This is a genomic window from Leeuwenhoekiella sp. NPDC079379, from assembly GCF_044542075.1.
Taxonomy (GTDB): Bacteria; Bacteroidota; Bacteroidia; order Flavobacteriales; family Flavobacteriaceae; genus Leeuwenhoekiella.
In genome coordinates this window covers 1-21194 of the sequence record NZ_JBITTU010000006.1, presented here as the reverse complement: position 1 = coordinate 21194, position 21194 = coordinate 1, and the positions used below count along the sequence as shown (strand labels likewise).

Below are 21194 nucleotides of genomic sequence, written 5' to 3'. Positions count from 1 at the left end.
TTTAGTTTGTTGCAGTTACACTTGCATACATCTGACTCAACTTCAAACGTAATTTGCGATTGTAATCTTCTTCTAACCAATTTTTATAGTTTTTTGTATTCTTCATAATACAGTATGAATACAAGCGTATTCTATATTGAATCTCATCTTTAAGTTCTCGTGCAAGAATGCGCGCATCAAAGATATCTTCTGTATTTTCAAAAACAATTTTTGCGTGTTGATCTATTGAACGTTCTAGCGCTTCCTTAGATTTTAAGCCCTTAGCAAAAACATCTTCATATTCCTTTTTGATATCAAATTCAATATTCTCACTTTTGCTAAATTCTGCACGTAACTCAGGAGGCATCACATATTCAAAATTGCGCTCTATTTCCTCATCACTTACTAAGTTCTCCAGGTAAAAATCTGGATATAAGAAGATATCATTCCAGTCCATCGGAGCGTCCCAAAGACCAAAACGCGCCATATTATTACCTAAGTCAATAACTTCAAATTTCTTTTTATCTGGTAAAACACGTGACCCCCTACCTATCATCTGAAAATATAGGGTAAGCGATCGTGTTGCCCTATTTAAGATAATAGTTTCTACAGAAGGCTCATCAAATCCTGTAGTTAAAATACTTACTGAAGTTAAAATGGCATCAGGTGTATGTTTAAACCATTTTAAGATTTGCTTTCGCTCTTTATTGGTGTGTGTATTATCAAGATGCCTCACATCATAACCCGCTTCTCTAAAAGTTTCATATACATAGCGAGAGGTATTAATCCCGTTATTAAAAATAAGCGTTTTAGTACCTTTTGCTTGTTCTTCATAGGCTGCAAGCAGCTTTTCTTGCATACTTTGATTAGTATATAAAATCTCTGAAGATTTTACCGTGTAATCACCATTTATACCTACCTGTAGCGTTTTAAGACCTACATCGTAGGTATGCATATTAGCCTTAGCTAAAAAACCTTTCTCTATTAAAGACCCTATACTCTCTCCTATAATAAGCTTGCGGTAGTTATCTTTCATAGGTAACTTCACATTAGAGCTTAAAGGCGTCGCCGTCACCCCTAAAATAAAAGCATCTTTAAAGTAACTAAACAATTTTCTAAATGAATTGTAATGCGCCTCATCTATTATTACAAGACCTATATCTTTTATGTCTATCTGCTCATCTTGCAAACGGTTGTTTAAGGTCTCAACCATTGCAACATAACACATATAATCTTCATTACCCTCTAGAGTTTTAACCTTACTATTAATGACCATATTAGGTACATTAAAAGTTTTAAGCATCTTTGAAGTTTGTGCAGAAAGTTCTATACGGTGGGTTAGGATAACCACCTTTTTCTGTTTTTCCCTAATGTATCTACGTACAATTTCTGAAAAAATTACAGTTTTACCTCCACCCGTAGGAAGTTGATATAGAAGATTAAAATCATCTGAAGATTCTTCTATACAGGTAAAAATTCGATCAAGATCATTTTCTTGATAACTGTATAATTCTTTGCCGCTGTCTGTGTCCTGTCCTATTGCCTTATCGCTCAAAAGTAGCTTTGTTTTGTAGTGAATCTTGCAAAAATAATGCATTTAAAGGGCTTCTCACAAGTTTAAATTAGGAATTAAATTATTTGTAGTGGTTAAAAAAAATTCCAAAATAGAAAAAATCAGAATTGCTATAATTTCAAGGGGTTACAACTAAAAAAAGTATTGTTGATTAAAACTAAAAAAAAGTAGCTATTGAGATAACAAAAAAATACCTAATCTGTTACCTTTGCTTCAACACTAAAAAATTCATTTTGAAGAATCAAAAAGCGATAAAACTATTAAATAAGCTCATTTCAGACGTTGAGCAAAATGGTATAATTACCAATACAGTTGTCGAAGATTTACAAAATCTTAGACCATATGCTGTTGAAGAAGAACGCCCGTTGATAGCAAAAACAATACGATTAGTTTTTGAACATATTGAAGCGTACCAGACTTTTGATATTCCTATTCCTGAAGAAGAGCCTATTGAAGGTTATGAAGAGTTATTAGATGAGCAAGACAATACCTCAGAACCTGCCGAAAGTCTTTTATATCTATTAAACTTGTTAGCTGAACCAGAAAATAAAACAAATCGCCTTGATTTAAGAGCTTACGTTGACGCGATGCAGGTTTATGCTGAAGAGAATTAAAATGCTTCCTTATCATATATAATAAAAAACACCCGTTTTCACGGGTGTTTTTTTATGCTAAAGTTTTAAACTATTAACTTTTAGGTGGTTTAGATGGTCTTACTTCAATTTTACTTGGTAATGTACGTGGATTCATTTTTAATAAATCAACAACAAGTTCGCCTATATCTTCGCTTTGAATTTTCCAGCTGTCTTTCTCAGAAGGTTCGTGATCGTTAAAATGAGTTGCTACAGATCCTGGCATTATAGTAGAAACTTTTATATCGTCATCTCTTAGGTCTAACATCATCGCCTGCGTAAATCCAGTTAAACCAAATTTACTGGCGTTATAAGCTGTACCGCCTGCAAAGAAATTAGTCCCGGCAAGACTTGAAATGGTAAATATGTATCCCTTAGTCTGTTTTAAATGATCAAGCGAAGCTTTAACACTGTAAAAAACACCTGTTAAATTAGTATCTATGGTCTCTTGCCACTCTTCAACAGATAAGTCTTTAATGTTACCAAAGTGACCTAAACCAGCATTTGCAATAAGAACATCTAGCTGACCAAATTCTTCAATAAGTGAATTTACAGCCTGTTTTTGACTGTTTATATCGCGTACATCGGCTTCAACTCCTAAAACTTTGCCTTTACCTTTGAATTTTTCATTCAGTTCTGCCGCAACTTCTTTTGCACTACTAAGATTTCTGCTGGTAATTGCTACATTCATACCCAGTTCAAGAAGCGCCTCTGCAACTCCTTTTCCTATACCTTTTGTACCTCCTGTAATAAGAGCTACTTTGTTTTTAAATTTATCCATAAGATAAAATTAACCTTAATTCTACGCAGAAGAAAAGCTGATATTTTAAAGTTTTCCTAAAACTGTATTAAGAAACTAATATAAACCCAAACATCGTTGTTATCCTGTTTGTCAAGAAGTATCTTTGCAAAAAATTAATTGGATGACTTCACAACATAAAAAAGAGAAAAAGTCCAGACTTCAATTGTTACACCAGTATTATAAGTATACGGGGTTCTATTCTTTTGTGGGCAGTAGTCTTAAAAAAGCGCTTACCCCACTATTAGTATTTGTAATTGCACTTGTTTGTATTCATTATTTTGTCATAGACATTAATGATTTACTAATTAAAATGACAGACACCTTCCCTCCATTTTGGGTGCTGTTTGTTTTCTTCCTTTCGGAAAGTATTCTAGGACTTATACCACCTGAAATTTTTATTGCGTGGAGTGATAAAATGCCAGATCCTATATTATACCTGTCACTTATAGCAGTCTTATCTTACGCCGGAGGAATTATTAGCTACTTTACAGGCCGTGCTTCTACTCGTATTCATGCTGTACATGAATATCTGGAGGTAAAAATGGCAAAGCACTTAAAAAATGCTCGTAAATGGGGTGGCTTTCTTATTATTGTAGGTGCTATTTTACCAGTTCCGTTTGCCGTAAGCAGCTTAGCCGCAGGTATGATTAAATATCCTTTTGTAAACTATCTGCTTTTTGGCTTATTACGCTTTGTACGCTTTGCAATTTATGGTGCGGCAATTTTTAATTTAGTATAATGATTAGAGCATTTCAGATAATAAGTATACTTGAGGGTATTTCACTATTGCTTATACTATTTGTAACGATGCCACTTAAATATATCTTTGATATGGGAATGCCAAATCAAATTATAGGAATGGCGCATGGCGTTTTATTTCTAGTATATGTGGTTATGGCTATAGTAGTAAAAACCGAGTTAAACTGGAGTTTTAAAACATTACTAATTGTTTTGGCCTGTTCAATTATTCCATTTGGAACTTTCTGGATGGATAGAAAATATCTGGCCCGTAAGGCATAACCAGTTTATTTTATATTTAAATTTCAGTTTTCAAGGCTGAAATAATTCAATTTTAATAAATGAAATTCTACTTATTCTGTGTAAGCCTATTTATTTTTAGCTTTTTAAAAGCGCAGGATGATACCACTCCTTTAGTTCTATTAGATACGCTAAATGATGGTTTTTCTTACGATATACGCTACGCTAGTACTAATAATTTTTTAAATGAGGCTTTCTATGACTGTGCTGCGTGTTATTTACGACCTGAGATTGCAGAAGCTTTGAAGGCCGCTAATCATTATTTCTGTGAAAAGGGATATAGAATAGTACTTTATGATTGCTACAGACCTGTAAGTGCTCAGAAAAAAATGTGGGCCGTATTTCCCAACGCCCAATATGTTGCAAACCCTTATAAAAGTGGATCTATACACAACAGAGGTGCCGCAGTAGATATTAGTCTTGAAAAATTAGACGGCACACCGGTAATTATGGGGACAGACCATGATTTTTTTGGCAGAGAGGCTCACATAGACAATTCAGACTTGCCTAAAAAAGTTCTTGATAATAGAAAAATTTTACAAGATGGGATGATCCTCTTTGGCTTTCAAACCATACGTACAGAATGGTGGCATTTTAATTATAAGAAGAATTATTCTTATAAAATAATTGATTTCAATTTTGAATGTAATTAATTACTCAAAATAATATTTTTTTCTTTCCTGAAGTTACTTTAGTAAATTTTCACTCTTCTTTATTATCAATATTACTCTAATAAGAGTTTTTTAATAAAAATTTGTCAATAATTAGTGCGTAATTCACACTTTTTACAATATTATATGTCAATATTTTATGACATTATCCACAAAAATTTTTGATAATTATTGTTAAAAAAATACATATACCACCTTAAAATATTAAATATTTGTTAAACGGGATTCTTTCAAAACCCCAGCTTCATTTTCCTCGTAAGTTTCAATAAGTATTAATAACCAAAGAAATTCAAACGTTATGAAAATGAAAAAATCGATTGAGGTAAAAACTCAAACTGTAGGTAGAAACCGCAGAAACTTTTTAAAAGTGAGCGGCCTAGCTGTTGTAGGTTCTGGACTGTTACTCGCATCTTGTAGTGATGACGATGATAATGGTAATATGATAGGAAATGATGTCTTCGATCTTGGTTCAGGAAATCTTGCTGTTCTAAATTACGCATATGCTCTTGAGCAACTAGAAGCTGCATTTTATGCAAAAGTTGTTGCAGGTGGCTATTATCAAGGAGCTTCAGCTACAGTTCAACAGTTACTTACTGATGTTTATAACCATGAAGTTATACACCGTGAATTTTTTAGAACAGCAATTAGTTCAGCTGTATCTGCTGATATGGTTTTACCAGATTTAGAAATTGATTTTGGAGCAGATTCTCAGTTTGATAGTGAAGATTTTGTTATAAATACAGCAATCGCTTTAGAGGATACAGGTGTAGCAGCATATAATGGTGCAGGTAAATTAATTACAGTTGATGATGCAGCTGGTCAAATTTATTTAGGCCTTGCTGGTAAAATTGTTTCTGTAGAAGCGCGTCATGCATCTGCGTTCAGAGACTTAAAAAATCCAGGTTCTATGGATTTTGCAGGAAATGATATCCTAATAGGTCTTGCAGGTACAGCTCCAGCTTTTGATAAGGCAACACCTCCTGCAGATATTCTGGCAGCAGTATCTAGTTTAGGTTTTATAAAAACCAACTTCACTGCAAAGGCATTTGTATAATTAATTAATCACTTAAAACTATTATTATGAATTTCATAAAACTTCTAGAAACTCTATCTAATAAAGAAATCCTTAATGCTAAGGGTTCACGTAGAGAATCTTTTAATCATATTAAATCATTCGGTAAAGGTGTTGCACTAGCTTCAATTCCATTTGGATTAGCCGCGACCAGTTCAAAATCTAAAGCTGCGACGATGTCAATGGCATCAGCTGCATTTCAGGCTTCAAACCTTGATGTATTAAATTTTGCACTTAAATTAGAATATTTAGAGCAAGAATTTTACGCTATGGGCTTAGACAGCGGCGTAATTGACAGTGATGATATGGCCGTTTTTCAAACAATTTCTACTCATGAAGACGAGCACGTAAAATTTCTTTTAGGTGCACTTGGTGATAATGCAGATGCTAAACCTACTTTTGACTTTACCGGTGGTGATCTAAATTTAGATCCTTTTAATGACTATCCTACTTTTATGGCATTAGCACAAGGATTTGAAGATACCGGTGTAAGAGCGTACAAAGGTCAGGCGGGAGCTCTTGCTAATGACGGCACTTTACTGGAATATGCATTACAAATACATTCGGTTGAAGCTCGTCACGCATCTCAAGTACGCAGAATGCGCGGTGAAAAAGGATGGATTACAAATTCTGAAAACACACTTCCCTCTCAATTTGCAGGAATATACGGAGGTGAAACTCCAGAATCTAATACAGTTCAAGGTGGTGTTGATTTAGCTGGTATGTTTACTAATTTTGGCGGAAACGGTGCGGTAACGGCTGCTTTTGACGAACCTTTAACAATGGCTGAAGTTATTAAAATAGCCGAAATATTTATCGTATAATACTATTGAAAATAATTAATGGTTCTAAATTTTAAGTATTCAGAGCCATTGTTTATCTGAATAAAACAAAAAATCCCGACGCAAATGCATCGGGATTTTATTTATAAAGAAGTTTGTAAAATTACTTTTTCTTAACAACCGCAGGTTTAGCAGGCTCATTAAGCTTCTTAGTTAATTCTAATGAGAGTGCAGAACGTTCAAAAATCATTTTGCCGGCTCCGCTCTCCAGTACTACTGTACTTTCATTAAGCTCTAAGATCTTACCGTGAAGACCACTTTTTGTTATTACCCGGTCTCCTCTTTTTAATGCTTCGCCAAATTTCTTTTCATCTTTTTGACGTTTCATTTGCGGGCGTATCATAAAAAGATACACAACAGCAATCATAAGGAGTATTGGTAAAAAACTTGTTATTTGTTCCATTTAGTGGTGCTTATCCGTTGTTTGTAGGTCCTTGTTCAGACTTAACAAATGCGGTGATTTTTACTGTCTCAGTTCCTTTTTGAGTATTACATTTTACAGTTACAATTTTAGTTACTGCATTCATACCACTACCGTTGTATTTTACAAGGAGTTCGCCAGTTTCACCAGGAGCAATAGGCTCTTCCGGAAAACTAGGTACGGTACAACCACACGTGCTTGTAGCATCAACTATTACTAAAGGAGCATCACCTGTATTTTTAAATTTAAATATATGTTCTACACCGGTACCACGCTCTATATTACCAAAGTCATACTCACTCTCTTCAAATTCCATAGTAGGAAAAACAGTAGCGTTAGCATCGCGATTTGCTGCCATTTCTACGTTTTCACCTTTAACTTTTTCAGAAGCGTTGTCTTTACAACTTGTAAATGCTAATGCAGCTACTAAACCAGCTGCCAGAAATACTTTTTTCATATTGATATCATTTTTTAAAAGGGTCTCAAAAATACGATTTTATTTATTACTCAATAAGCCCTCTACCTGCTTTGTTAAGTCTTCCTTCTAATTTGTATTTTTTTACTAAACGATCTAATACTCCGTTTATAAATATGCTACTCTTAGGTGTTGAATATTCTTTAGAAAGCTCCAAATATTCATTAATCGTAACCTTAATGGGTATTGATGCAAATTTTAAAAATTCGCACAATGCCATTTTTATTAAAATCTTATCTAAAGTTGCAATACGATCTTGATCCCAGTTAGGTGTATTACCTAAAATCTCTGCTTCAAATTCATCATCATTACGCGAGGTACGCAGTAGCAAATCTTTAGCATACTGGCGATCTTCTTCGTCTTTATACAATTTTGGTAAGATCGTAGATTCGGGAGAGTTTGGTTTCATTTTACCAAGACGCTTAATGATAGTCGTATTTACTACCGGTAAATCATCTATCCATGTGATACGATAATCTTCAAGATACTCGTATAATTTGTCATTAGGTGCTACCAGTTCAGTAAAAAACTGAATGACAAAATCCCTGTCCTCCTTAAAGTCAGTTTCAGGCTTAAGCATATATTCTTCAAAGAATTCACTTTCAAGCAAGCTTTCAAAAATTAGAACTACATACTCGCTATCTAAACGCCAGTTGTTAAGTTTTGCTTTTTTAAGTTCCTTTTGAAGAAGTTCGTTTTCTGAAAGGTGTACCAGCACCTTATTATTTACAAACTTAAGATTGGGGTTTTTATCAGACTCTGTCGCTAACATTTTTTGTTGCGATTTTTCTAAAAAATCCTTTGCATGAGCGTGAATTTCTACCAGTAAATCTACCATTACCAGATACAAGTCGTACATCTGTGCCGTACTCGCATTCATAAATTTCTCTTCTTTAATCAAATCCTGATTTTCAGATTGACTTAAGGCGTAAAGCGCTTGCATTACTTTTATACGAATGTGCCGTCTATTGAGCATAGCTATAAAGAACTTTTGATGTTTGATATATCAATTTTCTGAAGTTTTGCATCAATAGGATGGTTCTCTTCAAAAACGCTGCAAAAATACATGATATCTAAGAGTTCTTAGCAAGGTATTTTGTTTTTTATCTCAAAAAACTCAAGCCCTTAAATACAGTCTAATCGTTTATCTTTGCGCGGCTGGTATTTAACACCTAGTTTTTAAATAAAAATTAGATTGTATTCAGCAGATTATATGACCCTATGAAAGAACTGCAACACCTTAATAAATATTTTAAAAAATACAAATGGAAGCTTATTCTAGGCTTTTTTATTGTAGTTATAGCCCGCATTTTTGCCATTCTTACTCCTAAGTTTTCAGGTGATATGGTAAAGTATGTAGAAAACTATATGACTAATGGTGGTGAACTTAGTGAACTAAAACATCAGTTATTAATGACATTACTTATGTTATTAGGAGCAGCACTACTTTCTGCATTTTTCACCTTTTTAATGCGTCAAATGTTCATTGTAGTTTCCAGATATATGGAAGCTGATTTAAAAAATGAAGTTTTTGAGCAATACCAGAATCTATCTCTAAATTTTTATAAGAAAAACCGAACCGGCGATCTTATGAACCGTATTAGCGAAGATGTAAGTAAAGTACGTATGTATTTAGGACCTGCAATTATGTATGGTGTCACCACCGTAATTTTATTTGCGACGGTAATCCCCTATATGTACTACACTGCTCCTACCCTAACGCTTTATGTAATTATTCCGTTACCTATATTGTCTGTAGCGATTTATCAATTGAGTAAATTAATTCACGTCCGCAGTACTGTGGTTCAACAATATTTATCACATCTAAGCACATTTACGCAAGAATCTTTTAGTGGGATAGGTGTAATAAAAGCATACGGACTCGAATCTCAAACTTTTGAAAATTTTACAGAGTTATCTGAAACCAGCAAACAGAAAAATCTGGACCTCGTAAAGGTACAGGCGTTTTTCTTTCCATTAATGATTGCTCTTATAGGCGCGAGTAACTTACTGGTTCTTTATATGGGTGGAAAGCAATATATAGACGGAACAATACCAGACCTTGGTGTAATAGTTGAATTTTTAATCTATGTAAATATGCTTACCTGGCCTGTGGCCTCTGTAGGGTGGATCACTTCTCTGGTGCAACAAGCCGAAGCATCGCAAAAACGAATTAACGAATTTCTAAAAGAACAGCCCGAAATTGTAAATAAGACTACAGAGCATACTCCCGTAAACGGAAAAATTACATTTGATAATGTAACGTTTACTTATGATGATACTAATATTACGGCTTTAAAAAATGTTTCTTTTGAAGTTGAAGAAGGAGAGACACTTGCTATTATAGGCAAAACAGGCTCTGGTAAATCTACTATTCTTGAACTCATAGCCAGGCTTTATGACACTAATTCTGGTACCGTTTTAGTAGATCAAAAACCTATAGAATCGTTTAATTTAAAAGACCTACGCACCAGTATAGGTTATGTGCCGCAAGAAGCCTTTTTATTTAGTGATAGTATAAAAGAAAATATAAAATTTGGTAACAGTAAAGCAACCGATGCAGAAGTGGTTAAAGCTGCAAAAAATGCTGTTGTAGATAAAAACATTGTAGATTTTACTAAAGGCTATGATACTATTTTAGGCGAACGTGGTATCACCTTGAGTGGCGGTCAAAAACAACGTGTGTCAATTGCGCGAGCAATAATAAAAGATCCGCAGATTTTGTTATTTGATGATAGTTTATCTGCCGTAGATACAGAAACCGAAGAAGAAATTTTAGCAAATCTAAAACGCATCTCTTCTAAAAAGACTACTATTTTAGTAAGTCACAGAATCTCTTCTGCAAAAAATGCAGATAAGATAATCATTCTCGAAGAAGGTGAAATCATACAACGAGGGACTCATAATGACCTAGTAAAACAACCGGGATATTATCAAGAACTTTACCGAAAACAACTTGACGAAAAAGAAATGGAATAAAAATTTTGTACACCATTTAATTTTTTTCCATTTTTGGGTGCATAAAGCGTATCAATTAAACCAAGATTATGAGCAATAATGAAATGAAGGGGAATGATGAGATATTCTCGAAAGTATTAAGAGCAGGAAGACGCACTTACTTTTTTGACGTGCGATCTACACGTGCAGGAGATTATTACCTGACCATTACCGAAAGTAAGAAGTTTACAAATGACGATGGTTCTTTTCACTACAAAAAACACAAAATCTATTTATATAAAGAAGATTTTGAAGGGTTTTCTGAAATCTTAAATGAGATGACCGGTTACATTCTTAATGAAAAAGGAGAAGAAGTAATTAGTGAGCGTCATCAAACCGATTACACTAAAGAAGAAGATGCAGAAGTTCTTGTAGAAGCGCAGTCAGCCAAAGCTTTTACAGATGTTAGCTTTGATGATATTTAAAGTACAACCTTATCTAAACAGTTTAAAGCCGCATTATTCGCGGCTTTTTTTTGTCTCTATTTTAGTAACTCTTAATATAAATTGCTTGTTTATGCTGTCCAAAGTCAAAATTTTCAGACATTCTATGTTAGATTTGACCGCAAATGATTCAATTTGAATCTGCCATTTAAAGCTACTCACGATGTAATTGTATTTTAATTAATATATTTAAACATCACGAATATTCTTAAATTTTTCCGCGGAAGCGTTATAAAAAAAAACTATCAATTTATGCAGCAATTTGTACTTAGATTAGTGCTCCTATTAGTTATTATTCCTTTTTGTAAAGCACAGGTAACTCCCCCTACTCTAGATTATTATCTTCCTAATGATGTTACTTACGATGCAGCGATACCTAAACCTCAGGATATCTTAGGTTATGTACCGGGTACCTGGCACGTGAGTCACGACTTACTTGTAAATTATATGGAGAAAATGGCAGCAGCTTCCCCACGTATAACATTAGCTCGTCGCGGTGTTACTTTTGAAGGCAGACCGCTACTACTCTTAACCATCACTTCCCCAGAAAATCACGCCAATATAGAAACGATAAGACAACAACATCTTAGACTTACAGAAACCTATGCAAAAAATTTAGATACTGAAAAGATGCCCATAGTGACGTATCAAGGTATGAGTATACACGGTAATGAAGCCAGTGGCTCTAACGCAGGTCTACTCGCTGTGTATTATCTAGCGGCCGCACAAGGACCTAAAATAGATGCGCTATTAAAAAACACCGTAATTTTATTTGATCCTTCTTTTAATCCTGATGGGTTGCAACGCTTCTCATATTGGGCAAATACTAATAAAAATGTAACGCTTACGGCAGACCCTCAAGACCGGGAATATGACGAAGTATGGCCGGGTGGGCGTTCTAACCATTACTGGTTTGATCTTAACCGCGACTGGTTACCGGCGCAATTACCAGAATCTCAGGCACGTATTAAAACCTTTCACGACTGGCATCCTAATATCTTAACAGATCATCACGAGATGGGCAGCAATTCTTCGTTTTTCTTTCAACCGGGAATCTCCAGTAGAACGCACCCGCTAACTCCAAAATTAAATCAAGAATTAACTGCAGAAATAGGAACCTATCACGCTAAAGCTTTTGATAAAATAGGTTCACTTTATTACACCGAAGAAGACTACGATGATTTTTACTACGGAAAAGGTTCTACGTTCCCCGATATAAATGGAAGCATAGGTATTTTATTTGAGCAAGCCAGCTCAAGAGGGCATTTACAGGAAACTGAAAATGGAATATTAACGTTTCCGTTTACAGTACGTAACCAGTTTACAGCGTTTTTATCTACACTAGAGGCAGCACAAGCGATGCGTACTAAACTTTTAGATTATCAGCGTGATTTTTATGCCAACTCCAGAGCTGAAGTAGCTAAAGATGCGTATATCTTTGGCAGTAAAACAGACCCTGCGCGTGCAACATTACTTGCTCAATTACTAGAGCGTCATCACATCGCTATTTATAAAGCAAAAGAGAATTACACCGCAAAAGATCTTTCTTTTAGTACCGCAACCAGCTATGTAATTCCTAAAAATCAAAAACACAGCCGGTTGTTAAATGCGATGTTTGAAAAGCGCACCACTTTTGAAGACAGCTTGTTTTATGATATTTCTGCGTGGAGTTTACCCCTTGCTTTTAATCTTGATTTTAGTGAGACCGCACCGGCAGCACTTGCGGGTTCTAAAATAGATTCGGTACAATTTGAGTCTGCTCTTACACTGGCAAACAGTGACTATGCCTATTTACTACCCTGGTCAAATTATTATGCACCTAAGGCACTTAATAGTCTTTTAAATAAAGGAATACGTGCTAAAGTAGCAATGCAACCATTTACTTTAGGCGGTAAACGCTATGATTATGGTACCATTTTAATACCCGTACAAAATCAAAATTTAACAAATCAAGAGTTAAATACTTTTTTAGACGGTATTGCTAAAGCATCGCATTTAAGTATAGATCCTGTAAAGACTGGCTCTACACAAGGTATAGATTTAGGAAGCCGCCAGTTTGAAGCGTTGAAGCCCTTAAAAATTGCATTACTTGTAGGCGAAGGAATAAGCTCACTAGACGCCGGTGAAATCTGGCATGTATTAGATACCCGTTTTGCTATCTCTGTAACAAAAATAGATACTCGTAATTTAGGAAGAACAGATTTAAGCGATTACACCACGCTTATTATGCCCAGCTCGTGGGGGTCGTCTATAGGTGATGACGAATCTGAAAAAATAATCACCTGGGTTCGTAATGGTGGTACATTAGTCGGTTTTAAAAATTCTGCAAAATGGATTAAAAGACAAGGCCTAGTGGATTTTAGCACTACAGAAACTGAAAACCCTGCAAAACAAGTATCTTTTGAACAACGTAGCGATTTTAACGGTGCACAGGTCATAGGAGGAGCTATATTTAAAGCTAAGTTAGATCGCTCTCACCCTATTTCCTTTGGTTATGAGTCTGATTATATTAATCTATTTAGAGATACTACATTATTTATTGAAGCTGATAAAACCAGTTACAAAAACCCAATACAATATACTAACGACCCATTGGTAAGTGGCTATATAAGTTCTATAAATCTAGATGCTCTTAAAGAAACCCGCCCATTTGTACACCAGTCTGCAGGTCGTGGTGATGTTCTAATATTTACAGATAATACCAATTTTAGAGCTTTCTGGTACGGTACTAATAAACTAATGATGAACGCATTATTTTTCAGTAAAGCTATGTAGATTTAGTTATAAAAAAAAACATCTATATCGCTGAATTTCATTAATCTAATGGCTTTGCATATTTGTGAAGCCATTTTTTTGTGATTATAGTAGTTATATACCCTCTAATATAAAGATTTGAAAATAACTGGACATATCGCAGTAAAATATAACTTACAGCCCAACCTACTGAGAACATATGGCTGTTTTCATATTTTGATAGTTATCATAGAAGATGCTTTATATAGAAAATTTACGTGATTATACGTTTTTGAGTTTTTTGATATCCTATTGTATAATTAAAAATTAATACATTATTTAAGAATACTTTCGCTTTTATTAATTTTTATTGAACATTAAATTATATAATAATTAAAATAATATATATATATTTAAAAATAATTATACTTATTAAATACTTTTATGAATCACCTCTCTCCTCTTTTCAATTACTTGGATGCAGAAAACATCATTTTAGATAAAGAAGAATTTAATTTCCAATTAAATTCTCATCCTGATTACCCCTCTTTATTAGCAATAAGTGATACTTTAAATTTTTTCAACATCTATAATGGAGCTTTTAAAGTTGACAGTTCTGAAATTAACCTATTGCCGAAAAAATTCATAACAAATTTAAAAAATGGCAACTCAATTTTTTTGTCGTTTGTTGAAAGAAATGAAAACATAATTACATATACAAACACCGCCGAAGACAAGCATTCAGTTTCAAAGGATAATTTTGTCCAATTATGGGATAATGTGGTTTTGATAGCTGAAAGTGATTCGGAATTATTGAAACCTAAAAAAAATAATTGGGTTAAAATATGCACTCAGGTTATAACTGTAATGTTATTGGTGTCTGTATTAATTATAAGTCAACCAAATATTTGGTTTGTACTTTTCTATGTTTTTCCAACAATAGGTTTATATCTTTCTCTTGCGGCGTTGAAAGACTTATTTAGCACAAAAAATACTCTATTGGATAAGTTTTGTAAAGTAACTACAGCAACGAGTTGTGAATCTGTCGTCAATTCGAATAAATGGAGCGTTTTCAGAGTGATCAGTTTTAGCGATTTAAGTATCAGTTTTTTTTCCACTCAAATTTTTGCATTGTTTTTAACTAGCCTGTCAAACTCAATAGATGTTTATTTCTACATTCAAACAATTCTACTGGTTTTGGCTCTTCCCATAATAGCTATTTCGATATATTATCAAAAATATATCGAAAAAAAATGGTGCCCAATATGTTTGACTATTTCGGTAGTAATACTTTTAGAATTGGTGTATTTATTATTCTTAAATATAAATTTTGATTTCGATATTACGCTCAACGGTACACTTATTTTCTTAGTATCAGGATCAGTATTGTTTACAATTTGGTTGTCGTTAAAAGAAATTCTCCAGAAGGCTAATAACCTAAAACAAGCAGAAATTAAAGCAAACCGTTTTAAAAGAAACTATAGCCTATTTAAAAATACATTATTGAATTCAAAATGTTATAATCTACCACAAGGTAATCTCGAATTTGGAAGCCTTAATGCAACTTTAAAAATAGAAATTGTTACTAGTCCTTCCTGTGGGCATTGTACTAGCCCGCATTTAATGTTAAAGTCATTTCTTAAGAAGTATAGCGAAAAAATACACGTTTCCTTTCTTTATAATGTTAATCCAGAAAGAACTGATTTAAAGAGTCTTGTAAAAAATATGATCCATTTAAAAAATGAAAAAGGTGAAAATTGCTTTAATGAAGCCATGGATTCTTATTACAAAACAAGAGATGATGCTAAGTGGCTTAAAAGATACGGTTCAAATAGCGATTTAAAAGAGATTGAGATAGTACTGGACAATCAACACCCATGGTTTGCTGACAATGACGTAAACTTTACCCCGTGTTTATTTATTAATGGATATAAATATCCTGAGCAGTATGAACTATCAGATTTAAAGTTTTTCATGAATGAGTTGATAGATGATAAATCTCTATCGAAAAGAAAATAGAAATAAAATAGCGAAAGCCGAAAAGCTATAAATAGAGTAGGCAATTATTTAAAATTATTTATTATGAAAACAATGAATGTAAATTTTGGACAATCTCGTCTCTCTAGAGATGAAATGCGGTCAATTGCTGGCGGAAATGAGATAGGCTTCATAGGTGGAGTTTGTTCAGGTGATTGTAATTGGAATAGTCAATGTGGAGATGGTTGTACTTGTAAGCCATATAGAAGTTCAAAAAAAGCTGGTTATTGTGATTAAGGTGTACAATTAAATTAATAAACCCATTAAAACTTATTTAATGGGTTTTTTTAATTAATTATAAGATAATTTTTTTTTTTAAAAATTCATTAAGACGTATTGATATTTATCTACCAAGGCATGCATTAATTAGTGTAATTATTATTTTCTCAAAAAATATAATAACAATTAGTGGAATTTAAAAGGTTATCTCATTGGAGCTTGATTTAAATTTGATGTGTACAATGCAAAATTTTATTTAATTATAAATACCAATTATCAAATTGCTGCACTTCTTAATTAATTTAAGATATAAATTTATTGATTTAGATTTCCTATATATATCAATATGAGATATCTTAAAGCTGCCGCCTGTGTAATTATGTATATTATACAAATAATTAACAGTTTCAAGTAATCCATTAAATATGTTCCCTATAATAATTGAGATAAAAACCTAATAAAATTTTTTTTATTGTAGAAATAAAAATGTTAGAGAATAAACTCATAAGCTTCTTGTATCTCCATTTTTCAATATTCAAAATAACCTAATCACATATACTAACTTAGTTGACTTTAAATTTCCCATTTTACAAACAAAAAGATGCAAAAGATTGCGGGCCTGCATGCTTGAAAATTATTGCCAAATTTTTTAATAAAATTATTTCAATTCAGGAACTCCGTGATTTAACAGAGACTACAAGAACTGGTAGTTCCATTTTAGCGTTGAGTGAAGCATCAGAGAAATTAGGTTTTAGGTCAATGGGTGTTAAGATCAATTTAGAAACTGTTAAAGAAATACCTTTACCTTGCATACTGCATTGGAATGACAACCATTATGTAGTTTTATACAGAATTAAAAATAAGACTTTTCACATTTCCGACCCTGCACACGGTCTACTAAAATATACCAAAGACGAATTTCTAAAGCATTGGATCGGCAATAATTCTACAGATCAAACCGAAGAGGGTATAGCCTTATTATTGGAACCAACACCAAAATTCTACAATTCAGATTTTGACAATAAAGAGCAAAATTTTGGTTTTTCTTTTTTGTTTAAATATGTTTATAAATACAAACAGTTTCTTTGGCAATTGGTGATTGGATTATTTGCTGCTAGTCTATTACAGCTTATTTTCCCCTTTTTGACCCAAAGTATCGTTGATGTTGGGATCAAAAATCAGGACATTCATTTTATCTATTTAATTCTTTTCGCGCAATTGGCATTGTTTGTAGGTAGGACAGCCATAGAGGTGCTCCGTAGTTGGATTTTACTACATTTAAGTATGCGAATCAACATTTCTTTAGTTTCAGACTTTTTCATCAAGCTTATGAACTTGCCAATTGCATTTTTTGATACACGCATGACTGGGGACATTTTACAGCGTATTAATGATCATGAACGGGTTGAACGTATTTTGACAACATCATCTTTAAATGTATTGTTCTCTATGGTTAATCTCCTCGTGTTCAGTATTGTTTTAGGTTATTACAGTCTACAACTATTTATGGTCTTCTTATTGGGGAGTATTCTCTATTTTTTATGGATTGTTATTTTCTTAAAAAAAAGAAAAGACTTGGATTATAAGAGGTTTTCACAAGTGAGCAGTGAACAGAGTAAAGTCATTGAGCTTATTAATGGTATGCAAGAAATAAAACTTCACAACGCTGAAAAGCAAAAACGTTGGGGTTGGGAATTTTTACAGGCAAGACTCTTTAAAATCTCAATTGAGAGTTTAGCACTGGAACAATACCAAAATGTCGGTTCAGATTTCATCAATGAAGTTAAGAATATATTAATAACAGTTTTATCTGCTAAATTAGTGATTGATGGTGAAATTACGTTGGGAATGATGCTGGCTATAAGCTATATTGTAGGTCAATTAAACTCACCTATAGCTCAAATGATTAATTTCATAAGAGAAGTTCAGGATGCTAAAATTTCACTAGATAGGTTATCAGAAATTCATAATAAGGATGATGAAGAACAGCGGTATAGTGAAAGTATTAGAAATATTCCTTTAAACAAAGATATCTCACTTTCCAAAGTTTCATTTAGATATATTGGATCAGATCTTATGGTTTTGCAAGATCTTGACTTGATCATTCCATCAAATAAAGTTACTGCCATTGTGGGAGTGAGCGGAAGTGGAAAAAGCACCTTAATGAAACTCCTACTCAAATTTTATGATCCCATTCAAGGACATATAAATGTTGGTAATTATGATTTAAAAAATGTTGCTCAAAAAACTTGGCGAAACCAATGTGGTGTTGTAATGCAAGAAGGTTACATTTTTAATGACTCCATTGCCAATAATATTGCTGTAGGAGAGGATTACATAGATAAGAAAAAGCTAGCGCATGCCGTTGACGTCGCCAATATTCAAGAGTTTATTGAAAGCCTGCCAATATCCTACAATACAAAGATAGGGATGGAAGGAATTGGACTGAGTACGGGTCAAAAACAACGCCTGTTGATTGCCCGTGCTGTATATAAAAATCCAAATTTTTTGTTTTTTGACGAAGCCACTTCCGCCTTAGATGCAAATAACGAGAAAGTCATCATGGAAAAACTAGATACATTTTTCGAGGACAAGACTGTAGTGGTTATAGCACATCGTTTGAGTACGGTAAAACATGCTCATCAAATTGTGGTTATAGATAAAGGAAAGATTGTTGAAGTAGGTAATCATGCGCAGTTGGTTACAAACAGAGCTGATTATTACCATCTAGTTAAAAATCAATTGGAATTAGGAAATTAACAAACCTTTCAGGTTTTAGAGTCTTGAAGTGTGGACAGACCCCCGTTAAGATTTAGAAATAATTATCGATGTCAGAAAAAATTCAAATTAACAAAATAAGAAACAACTCTGTCTCAGAAGAAGCAGAAATTGAAGTTTATACATTTGATAAGCTTAATGATGGAGGAGTACCTAAGCAGGATAAAGAAGGCATCGACCTGGAGTTGCGTAGCGAGGAAGTTCAGGAAATCCTGACGAGAGTGCCGCATTGGATGATACGCTGGGGCAATGTTCTTTTTTTAATATTGATTTTATTATTGTTGTTTATTTCATGGTTTGTTAAGTATCCAGATATTATTCTATCGGAAGCAATAATCACTACTCAGAATCCTCCACAAAAGGAATATGCAAAAACTTCAGGAAGATTCGATGCTATATTAGTAGAAGACAATGAAAGTGTCAAAGAAAATCAGTCCTTAGCGATTATTGAGAATACGGCCAATTATAAAGATGTATTCAAATTAAAATCTGTGATTGATTCTATAAAGATCAATAACAATTCATTTGAATTTCCTATAGATAATCTTCCAGTTCTGTTTCTAGGTGAAATTGAATCACAATATGCCCTTTTTGAAAATAGTTATATTCAGTATGAACTTAATAAAGAATTGCAACCATTTACAAATGAATCCATTGCTAATAACTTTTCAATTTCGGAACTGAATATGAGAATGACAAGTTTAAAGTCTCAAAAGGAAATCAATGAAACGGAAATGAATTTTCTAAATAAAAATTTACAACGCAATAAAACTCTTTTTGAGAAAGGTGTTATTTCTGCCCAGGAGTATGAAGACACACAACTTAAATATGCTCAGGCCGAAAGAAATTTAAAAAATTTCGAATCTTCCATTTCTCAAATTAGAGAAGGTATTAGTAATGCTTATAAAACCTCTAAAGGCACAGAAATTAACCGTGTGAAAGAAGAGATGATGTTACTAAAAAATGTACTTCAATCTTTTAATCTGTTAAAAAATGCAGTTAAAGACTGGGAATATCAATATGTATTACGATCTAATATTGATGGTTATGTAGCATTTCTTAATTATTGGAATACTAATCAAAATGTAACTTCAGGTGATTTGATATTTACAATTATTCCAGAAAATAACTCAAGTTTAATTGCCAAGCTTAAAACACCTGCACAAAATTCAGGAAAGATTAAAGTTGGACAACGTGTGAACATTAAGTTGGAAAATTATCCTGACACAGAATTTGGTGTATTGAGTGGTGCCGTTAAAAATATCTCCTTGATTCCTGATAAAGAGGGATTTTATCTTATTGATGTTTATTTACCAACAAAGTTAATTACTTCTTATAATAGAAAAATTGCTTTTAAACAAGAGATGAGCGGGACAGCTGAAATTGTCACCGAGGATTTAAGATTGTTAGAGCGCTTCTTTTATCAGCTTAAAGAAATATTGAAGCGATAGAGACTCATTCTTTCTTATTTCTAACCTATCACGATTATTATATTTGATTTAAATAAAAATATTTAATCCTGATTCGGCAAACAAAATTAACTTAAAATAAATTATCCTACACATATCATTATTAAAACAAATAGTTCTGCCATTCCTTAAATTAAATTTACAATAAACATCACCACTACCCCATTGAGATATCGTTAATTTCTTCTATATTCTTGTGTTAAGACGCTTAAAGTGATGAGGAGTAAGCTTCCTCAAAAAAGATAATTATCAAAATTCTCTGATATAAAACGTGTTAGTGTTACACATCATTATAATAGTGCTATATTATATAAATAAACTTTTATACATATATAAAAACATTTATGTACCGGTACACTCTTGTGCGAGTACCGATGAAGAGCTAGAAAAAATTGGGAAACTGGTTTTAAAATCTATTACCAATATTTTAAATTGTCAATCACATTTAAGTTCAGAATTAAACGATTCCGCTGTAGAGAGAAGTTCCAATAAAATGTTAACTAACCAAAAGATGAATATAAAGATGGTTCAAGTGATTTGCTTGAATTATTAGATGGAAAACCTTTGACTTACAAAAATTGGGCAGAAGAATACTATGAAGAAAATTTTGAGGAAAATGAACTAAAATTGGAACTTGTAGAAAAAATATACAGCGGAGAAGAAATTACAAAAGATTTAGTTAAGGAAATAAATCCTGAATTGAACGATTTTGAAAAACTGAAAACTGAATTAAACGAAATAGGATATAAACACAAATTATAGAAAGCCAGTTGGTAACACCTTATAAAATTAATGGCTAGTTCTCGCCTACTTACGAAAATCCTCGCGGATTTTCTATCTGGTGTTTATTTGCTAAATTAGGTGCTTAAACACGCCACTAATCTTATACATAAACGGTACACCATTTGAGACGAACTTAAATACATACAACTAAAAAATTAGAAAAGTTAGTCAAGAAACTTATCACGACTGACGAAAATACTAATTGTGGAATTCTTGGAAATTGGAACGCA

General features: G+C 33.0%; 19 protein-coding genes. 14 read left to right on the top strand and 5 right to left on the bottom strand.

What is annotated here, in order from left to right:
- Position 1: 1 nt before the first annotated feature.
- Entirely contained in the window at positions 2-1534 is a 1533-nt protein-coding gene (locus ACIGAM_RS11885; RefSeq protein ID WP_396511660.1) for a DEAD/DEAH box helicase, read from the bottom strand.
- 251 nt (positions 1535-1785) lie between these two features.
- Here ACIGAM_RS11885 and ACIGAM_RS11880 point away from each other — a divergent pair, with 251 nt between their 5' ends.
- Positions 1786-2166, top strand: a complete 381-nt coding sequence (locus ACIGAM_RS11880) for a hypothetical protein (protein ID WP_396511659.1) — start codon at positions 1786-1788, stop codon at positions 2164-2166.
- Positions 2167-2239: 73 nt separating this feature from the next.
- On the opposite strand, the gene ACIGAM_RS11875 is transcribed toward ACIGAM_RS11880, so the two are convergent.
- Positions 2240-2965 carry an SDR family oxidoreductase gene (locus ACIGAM_RS11875; RefSeq protein WP_396511658.1) on the bottom strand — a complete coding sequence of 242 codons (726 nt, stop codon included), beginning with the start codon at positions 2963-2965 and terminating at the stop codon, positions 2240-2242.
- A gap of 142 nt (positions 2966-3107) precedes the next feature.
- On the opposite strand from ACIGAM_RS11875, the gene ACIGAM_RS11870 reads away from it, so the two are divergent.
- From ACIGAM_RS11870 to ACIGAM_RS11850, 5 genes are all read left to right on the top strand, one after another.
- On the top strand, positions 3108-3725 hold the full coding sequence (locus ACIGAM_RS11870) for a YqaA family protein (protein ID WP_396511657.1): 618 nt from the start codon (positions 3108-3110) through the stop codon (positions 3723-3725).
- Positions 3725-4006 carry a DUF3817 domain-containing protein gene (locus tag ACIGAM_RS11865; protein ID WP_396511656.1) on the top strand — a complete coding sequence of 94 codons (282 nt, stop codon included), beginning with the start codon at positions 3725-3727 and terminating at the stop codon, positions 4004-4006. Before ACIGAM_RS11870 ends, ACIGAM_RS11865 begins: the two co-directional genes overlap by 1 nt.
- A 59-nt stretch (positions 4007-4065) precedes the next feature.
- Positions 4066-4677, top strand: a complete 612-nt coding sequence (locus ACIGAM_RS11860; protein ID WP_396511655.1) for a M15 family metallopeptidase — start codon at positions 4066-4068, stop codon at positions 4675-4677.
- Between the two features lie 322 nt (positions 4678-4999).
- Positions 5000-5749 (top strand): ferritin-like domain-containing protein, encoded by a 750-nt coding sequence (locus tag ACIGAM_RS11855; RefSeq protein ID WP_396511934.1) that lies wholly within the window; start codon positions 5000-5002, stop codon positions 5747-5749.
- 26 nt (positions 5750-5775) lie between these two features.
- Complete coding sequence (locus ACIGAM_RS11850; RefSeq protein WP_396511654.1) at positions 5776-6591, top strand: ferritin-like domain-containing protein; 816 nt, start codon at positions 5776-5778, stop codon at positions 6589-6591.
- Between the two features lie 121 nt (positions 6592-6712).
- Here ACIGAM_RS11850 and yajC read toward each other — a convergent pair whose 3' ends face one another.
- From yajC to nusB, 3 genes are read right to left on the bottom strand one after another with little or no spacing between them, the layout of a single operon-like run.
- Complete coding sequence (gene yajC, locus ACIGAM_RS11845) at positions 6713-7012, bottom strand: preprotein translocase subunit YajC (protein WP_028375103.1); 300 nt, start codon at positions 7010-7012, stop codon at positions 6713-6715.
- Between the two features lie 10 nt (positions 7013-7022).
- The gene (locus ACIGAM_RS11840) at positions 7023-7487 is read right to left on the bottom strand and encodes a DUF1573 domain-containing protein (RefSeq protein WP_396511653.1); all 465 of its coding nucleotides are present in this window, start codon (positions 7485-7487) and stop codon (positions 7023-7025) included.
- A gap of 46 nt (positions 7488-7533) precedes the next feature.
- Positions 7534-8481 carry a transcription antitermination factor NusB gene (gene nusB, locus ACIGAM_RS11835; RefSeq protein WP_396511652.1) on the bottom strand — a complete coding sequence of 316 codons (948 nt, stop codon included), beginning with the start codon at positions 8479-8481 and terminating at the stop codon, positions 7534-7536.
- A 245-nt stretch (positions 8482-8726) separates the two neighbouring features.
- Between nusB and ACIGAM_RS11830 the strand changes: the two genes are divergently transcribed.
- From ACIGAM_RS11830 to ACIGAM_RS11795, 8 genes are all read left to right on the top strand, one after another.
- The gene (locus ACIGAM_RS11830) at positions 8727-10484 is read left to right on the top strand and encodes an ABC transporter ATP-binding protein (RefSeq protein WP_396511651.1); all 1758 of its coding nucleotides are present in this window, start codon (positions 8727-8729) and stop codon (positions 10482-10484) included.
- Between the two features lie 68 nt (positions 10485-10552).
- A complete protein-coding gene (locus ACIGAM_RS11825; protein WP_396511650.1) occupies positions 10553-10927 on the top strand; it encodes a PUR family DNA/RNA-binding protein in 375 nt (124 codons plus the stop codon).
- A gap of 270 nt (positions 10928-11197) precedes the next feature.
- Entirely contained in the window at positions 11198-13720 is a 2523-nt protein-coding gene (locus ACIGAM_RS11820) for a M14 family metallopeptidase (protein ID WP_396511649.1), read from the top strand.
- A 402-nt stretch (positions 13721-14122) separates the two neighbouring features.
- Positions 14123-15697, top strand: coding sequence for a vitamin K epoxide reductase family protein (locus ACIGAM_RS11815; protein ID WP_396511648.1), 1575 nt, complete (start codon positions 14123-14125; stop codon positions 15695-15697).
- Positions 15698-15760: 63 nt separating this feature from the next.
- Positions 15761-15952: a hypothetical protein gene (locus ACIGAM_RS11810; RefSeq protein WP_396511647.1), complete on the top strand. Its 192-nt coding sequence runs from the start codon at positions 15761-15763 to the stop codon at positions 15950-15952.
- 549 nt (positions 15953-16501) lie between these two features.
- Positions 16502-18694 carry a peptidase domain-containing ABC transporter gene (locus ACIGAM_RS11805; protein ID WP_396511646.1) on the top strand — a complete coding sequence of 731 codons (2193 nt, stop codon included), beginning with the start codon at positions 16502-16504 and terminating at the stop codon, positions 18692-18694.
- A gap of 68 nt (positions 18695-18762) precedes the next feature.
- A complete protein-coding gene (locus tag ACIGAM_RS11800; RefSeq protein ID WP_396511645.1) occupies positions 18763-20163 on the top strand; it encodes an HlyD family secretion protein in 1401 nt (466 codons plus the stop codon).
- A gap of 555 nt (positions 20164-20718) precedes the next feature.
- Complete coding sequence (locus tag ACIGAM_RS11795; protein WP_396511644.1) at positions 20719-20943, top strand: hypothetical protein; 225 nt, start codon at positions 20719-20721, stop codon at positions 20941-20943.
- Positions 20944-21194: the final 251 nt, after the last annotated feature.

Coding starts and splice junctions, on each gene's coding strand:
- ACIGAM_RS11820 (WP_396511649.1), top strand. CDS start 11,198: ATGCAGCAATTTGTACTTAGATTAGTGCTCCTATTAGTTATTATTCCT.
- ACIGAM_RS11865 (WP_396511656.1), top strand. CDS start 3,725: ATGATTAGAGCATTTCAGATAATAAGTATACTTGAGGGTATTTCACTA.
- ACIGAM_RS11810 (WP_396511647.1), top strand. CDS start 15,761: ATGAAAACAATGAATGTAAATTTTGGACAATCTCGTCTCTCTAGAGAT.
- ACIGAM_RS11875 (WP_396511658.1), bottom strand. CDS start 2,965: ATGGATAAATTTAAAAACAAAGTAGCTCTTATTACAGGAGGTACAAAA.
- ACIGAM_RS11855 (WP_396511934.1), top strand. CDS start 5,000: ATGAAAAAATCGATTGAGGTAAAAACTCAAACTGTAGGTAGAAACCGC.
- yajC (WP_028375103.1), bottom strand. CDS start 7,012: ATGGAACAAATAACAAGTTTTTTACCAATACTCCTTATGATTGCTGTT.
- ACIGAM_RS11860 (WP_396511655.1), top strand. CDS start 4,066: ATGAAATTCTACTTATTCTGTGTAAGCCTATTTATTTTTAGCTTTTTA.
- ACIGAM_RS11815 (WP_396511648.1), top strand. CDS start 14,123: ATGAATCACCTCTCTCCTCTTTTCAATTACTTGGATGCAGAAAACATC.
- ACIGAM_RS11830 (WP_396511651.1), top strand. CDS start 8,727: ATGAAAGAACTGCAACACCTTAATAAATATTTTAAAAAATACAAATGG.
- ACIGAM_RS11840 (WP_396511653.1), bottom strand. CDS start 7,487: ATGAAAAAAGTATTTCTGGCAGCTGGTTTAGTAGCTGCATTAGCATTT.
- ACIGAM_RS11800 (WP_396511645.1), top strand. CDS start 18,763: ATGTCAGAAAAAATTCAAATTAACAAAATAAGAAACAACTCTGTCTCA.
- ACIGAM_RS11825 (WP_396511650.1), top strand. CDS start 10,553: ATGAGCAATAATGAAATGAAGGGGAATGATGAGATATTCTCGAAAGTA.
- ACIGAM_RS11850 (WP_396511654.1), top strand. CDS start 5,776: ATGAATTTCATAAAACTTCTAGAAACTCTATCTAATAAAGAAATCCTT.
- nusB (WP_396511652.1), bottom strand. CDS start 8,481: ATGCTCAATAGACGGCACATTCGTATAAAAGTAATGCAAGCGCTTTAC.
- ACIGAM_RS11870 (WP_396511657.1), top strand. CDS start 3,108: ATGACTTCACAACATAAAAAAGAGAAAAAGTCCAGACTTCAATTGTTA.